This window comes from Flavobacterium sp. (assembly GCF_044338735.1).
In the GTDB taxonomy this organism is placed as follows: domain Bacteria; phylum Bacteroidota; class Bacteroidia; order Flavobacteriales; family Flavobacteriaceae; genus Flavobacterium.
The window spans coordinates 1-4,243 of sequence record NZ_JBIIWV010000166.1; the positions used below are offsets into that span (position 1 = coordinate 1).

General features: G+C 32.5%; 5 protein-coding genes. 3 read left to right on the forward strand and 2 right to left on the reverse strand.

Going from position 1 to position 4,243, the window contains the following annotated elements:
• The coding region (locus tag ACIQZC_RS09370; RefSeq protein ID WP_396138965.1) for a sodium/proton-translocating pyrophosphatase at positions 1–1,460 on the forward strand (1,460 nt) is incomplete at its 5' end.
• Positions 1,461–1,514: 54 nt separating this feature from the next.
• Here the strand turns inward: ACIQZC_RS09370 and ACIQZC_RS09375 are convergent.
• Both ACIQZC_RS09375 and ACIQZC_RS09380 read right to left on the reverse strand, forming a co-directional pair.
• A complete protein-coding gene (locus ACIQZC_RS09375) occupies positions 1,515–2,129 on the reverse strand; it encodes a deoxynucleoside kinase (RefSeq protein ID WP_396138966.1) in 615 nt (204 codons plus the stop codon).
• Positions 2,129–2,896: a hypothetical protein gene (locus tag ACIQZC_RS09380; protein WP_396138967.1), complete on the reverse strand. Its 768-nt coding sequence runs from the start codon at positions 2,894–2,896 to the stop codon at positions 2,129–2,131. The genes ACIQZC_RS09375 and ACIQZC_RS09380 overlap by 1 nt, the downstream gene beginning before the upstream one ends.
• 146 nt (positions 2,897–3,042) lie before the next feature.
• Here ACIQZC_RS09380 and ACIQZC_RS09385 point away from each other — a divergent pair, with 146 nt between their 5' ends.
• Both ACIQZC_RS09385 and ACIQZC_RS09390 read left to right on the forward strand, forming a co-directional pair.
• Positions 3,043–3,957, forward strand: a complete 915-nt coding sequence (locus tag ACIQZC_RS09385; RefSeq protein WP_396138968.1) for a GLPGLI family protein — start codon at positions 3,043–3,045, stop codon at positions 3,955–3,957.
• A gap of 22 nt (positions 3,958–3,979) precedes the next feature.
• Positions 3,980–4,243, forward strand: a 264-nt coding sequence (locus ACIQZC_RS09390; protein ID WP_396138969.1) for a carboxypeptidase-like regulatory domain-containing protein, incomplete at its 3' end; no start/stop codon positions are given.

The following is a 4,243-nucleotide window of genomic DNA, read 5'->3' on the forward strand; positions in this document are numbered from 1 at the left end:
GAGCAATTTCATCAGTAACTGAATATTACACAGGATTAGGAACAAAACCAGTTTTGGCAATTGTACAAAAATCATCAACAGGAGCAGGAACTAACGTAATCGCTGGTTTAGCAACGGGTATGATTTCAACTTTCCCAACAGTGATTTTATTTGCTGCGGCAATTTGGTCTTCATATGCTTTTGCAGGTTTTTATGGTGTGGCTTTAGCAGCTTCAGCTATGATGGCTACAACAGCTATGCAATTAGCAATTGATGCTTTCGGACCTATTTCTGATAACGCAGGTGGTATTGCTGAAATGAGCGAATTACCAAAAGAAGTTCGTACACGTACCGATATTTTAGATTCAGTTGGAAATACAACTGCTGCAACAGGTAAAGGTTTTGCAATCGCTTCTGCAGCATTAACATCGTTAGCTTTATTTGCTGCTTATGTAACGTTTACAGGAATTGATGGAATTAATATTTTCAAAGCGCCAGTATTAGCCATGTTATTTATTGGTGGAATGATTCCTGTAGTTTTCTCTGCATTAGCAATGAATTCTGTTGGAAAAGCTGCAATGGATATGGTATATGAAGTACGTCGTCAGTTCAAAGAAATTCCAGGAATTATGGAAGGAACTGGCAAACCAGAATATGGTAAATGTGTGGAAATTTCAACTAAAGCCGCTTTACGCGAAATGATGTTGCCAGGAATTTTAACGATTGGTTTTCCAATTGCAATTGTACTTTTAGGGAAATTAGTTTACCCAGATGATAATCAATTAATCGCTGAAATGTTAGGTGGTTATATGGCAGGAGTTACCGTTTCAGGTGTACTTTGGGCTGTGTTCCAAAACAATGCAGGTGGTGCTTGGGATAATGCTAAAAAATCTTTTGAAGCAGGAGTAGAAATTAATGGAGAAATGACATTCAAAGGTTCTGATGCGCACAAAGCAGCTGTAACTGGTGATACGGTTGGAGATCCATTTAAAGATACTTCTGGACCTTCAATGAACATCTTAATCAAATTAACGTGTTTAATTGGTTTAGTAATTGCGCCAATTTTAGGAGGTCATAGTGCTACAACAGAAAATGGAGCATGTTGTTCAGGTGATAAAAAAGAAGTTGTTTGCACAGAAAGCAAATGCGATTTATCAAAATGCGCTACAATGACAAAAGATGAATGTGCTAAAATGTGTGAAGCAAACGGATGTTCTGAAGAATGTATAGAAAAATGCATGTCACAATATGATGAAAACGGTAAATACATTGGTGAAGCAGCTCATGAGCACGGACCAAATTGTAATCATGATAAAATAATTAAAGACATTAAAGTTATCAAAACTAAAGTAGCTGACGGAAAAGTAAAAGCTACGGTTACTTTAACTACAATGGTAAATGGTAAAGAAACTTTGGAAGAAAAAGTTTTCGAAGGTTCTGAAATGGAAGTTGATGCTAAAATTGCCGCTTTAGGAAAATAGAAAAATATAATATTTAAAAAACGCCTGAAATTTTTAATTTGAGGCGTTTTTATATTAAAATAATCCGTTTAATTCGGCGTCTATTCGGTTGATGATGTTTCCTAAACCTTCAGGGTTGTTTACAAAATCAATATCGTCTACATCAATGATAACTAATTTTCCTTTGTCATAGGTTTGAATCCATGCTTCATAACGTTCATTTAAACGACTCAAATAATCAATTGAAATAGAGTTTTCATATTCTCTTCCTCGTTTATGAATTTGGCTCACCAAGTTAGGAATAGAACTTCGTAAATAGATTAACAAATCTGGTGCACCAACCAAGCCTTCCATCAATTCAAATAGAGAAGTATAATTATTATAATCTCTATTAGCCATTAATCCCATGGCATGAAGATTTGGAGCAAAAATATGCGCATCTTCATAGATGGTTCGATCTTGAATAATATTTTTACCACTCTGTCTAATTTGTAACACTTGGCGAAAACGGCTATTTAAGAAATAGATTTGAAGATTAAAACTCCATCGTTCCATTTGATGGTAAAAATCATCTAAATAAGGATTGTCTACTACATCTTCAAAGTGTGGTTCCCACTTATAATGTTTGGCTAATAAACGAGTTAGGGTTGTTTTTCCGGCGCCAATATTTCCTGCTACTGCTATGTGCATTATGGTAAAATTAATTTATAATTAGTAATTATATTTTGGGTAAAAATAGCTAAAATTCCATCTTTAAAGAAAAAATTGCCAACGAAATTTTCAGTTAACTTAATTTTACTACTTCTCTCCTTTGTAATTTCGTAAAAATAAACTTCATTTTCATGTAAATATAGCGCTGTGGAATTGCTTAAAAGTTGCATTTTGTCATGTTTTGGAACTGTTCCTAATGTGTTTACTGTTCCATATATCGTAGAGGAAAACAATTGATTAGTAGTATCAGTCCAATAAAAAAAAGTGTAATCCGAAAAGTAATTTTTTAAGACCCTTTTTATAGGAGTTGAAATCCATTTTAGATAGTCATTTGTGATGTTGTATAGTCCAATTTTATTAGTAATTCCGTCATAAATCCACAATTGATTTTGAGCTGATAAACCAACAGCTTCAAGCTGAATTAGTTCTGGGTTTAAATTGAAGTCGATTCGTTTTATTTCATTCAATTGGTTATCTAATAGCACAACAGTATTGAAATCTTTGTAAAAAACAATGATTTGTAATGGGTTTTGAAAATCTATATTAGTAATTTTTCCGAGGCCAATATTTTTATATTCAAAATTAGTAGTTGAACCCTTAATAATAACATTATTTTTAATTCCATACTGATTTTTTTGATTATCAAATCCTAAATAGTTGTCTATTTCCCATGTATTACTGTCTAGTTTTTCTGATGGAATTGTATTTTGAGAAAATCCCAAAGCATTCCAAAAACATAAAATCAATAGTATTAAGTGCTTTTTTTGGATCATGGATTAAACTAAATTATGTTTTAAGTGTCTAATATACTACTTTAACACAAAATTAGTAGTAAAATTATGTAACAATTTGCATTTTTGAAGACTAATTAATCATAATAATTTACTAAACAATGAAAAAAATAGTTATCGCTTCGCTTGTTTTGATCTGTAGTATTGCTCAAGCCCAGAATTTTCAAGGAATGGCCGTTTATGAGTCAAAAACAAGTACTGCTGAATTTACAAAAGGATTTAGCGGAAATAAAGACATGACGCCAGAAATGCAAAAGCAAATTGAGGAGCGTATGCGAAAAATGTTTGAAAAAACATTTGTATTAAACTTTGACAAATCAGCATCAATTTATAAAGAAGAAGAAAAATTAGATGCACCAGGCCAGCAAGGTGGAGGCAGAATGATGACTTCAATGATGGGTGGCGGTGGAACCCACTATAAAAATGTAAAAGAAAAACAGTACATCGTAGATCGTGAGTTTTTTGGAAAAGAATTTTTAATTAAAGATTCCTTACCAAAATATGAATGGAAAATGGAAGGAGAATCTAAACAAATAGGAAATTATACCTGTTTTAAAGCTACTGCGGTTGTAAAGGCGAATGAATCAGATTTTAGAAATTTTAGATTTAGAAACCGTGAAAAAAAGGAAGATGAAGAAAAAAATGCTGAAAAAACGGAAGTAGCAAAAGATTCAACTAAAACTAGTAAAACAAATTTCACAAAAGATTGGGAAATACCAAAAGAAAACACCATAACTGCTTGGTATTGTCCAGAAATCCCCATCAATCAAGGGCCAGAAAATTATTGGGGCTTACCCGGATTAATTTTAGAAGTTAGCGATGGCAAAACTATTATTTTGTGTTCTAAAATTGTATTGAATTCTAAAGACAAAGTTGAAATTAAACCGGTTGCAAAAGGAAAAGAAGTTTCTCAAAATGAATATAATGACATCATCAAGAAAAAAATGGAAGAAATGCAAGAGATGAATAGTGGTCCTGGTGGAGGAAATCGTATGCAATTTAGAATGGGTAGATAAGCAAACAATCATAAAATCATAAATGAAAAAATTAATTATATTATTCATTCTGACGCTTACTTCAAGTGTTTTTTCACAAAATATTCGATTTGAAGGAACCGTCAAAGATTCTTCTGGTGTAGGATTGGATATGGCAAATATTATGGCTGTCAATCAAGCAACAAAAGCCATGGACGCCTATGCCATTACTAACGAAGCTGGAAAATTTATACTCAATTTAAAAGCAAACACAGCCTATACAATCAAAGCAAGTTACATTGGTTTTCAATCGTATGAAAAAACGGTA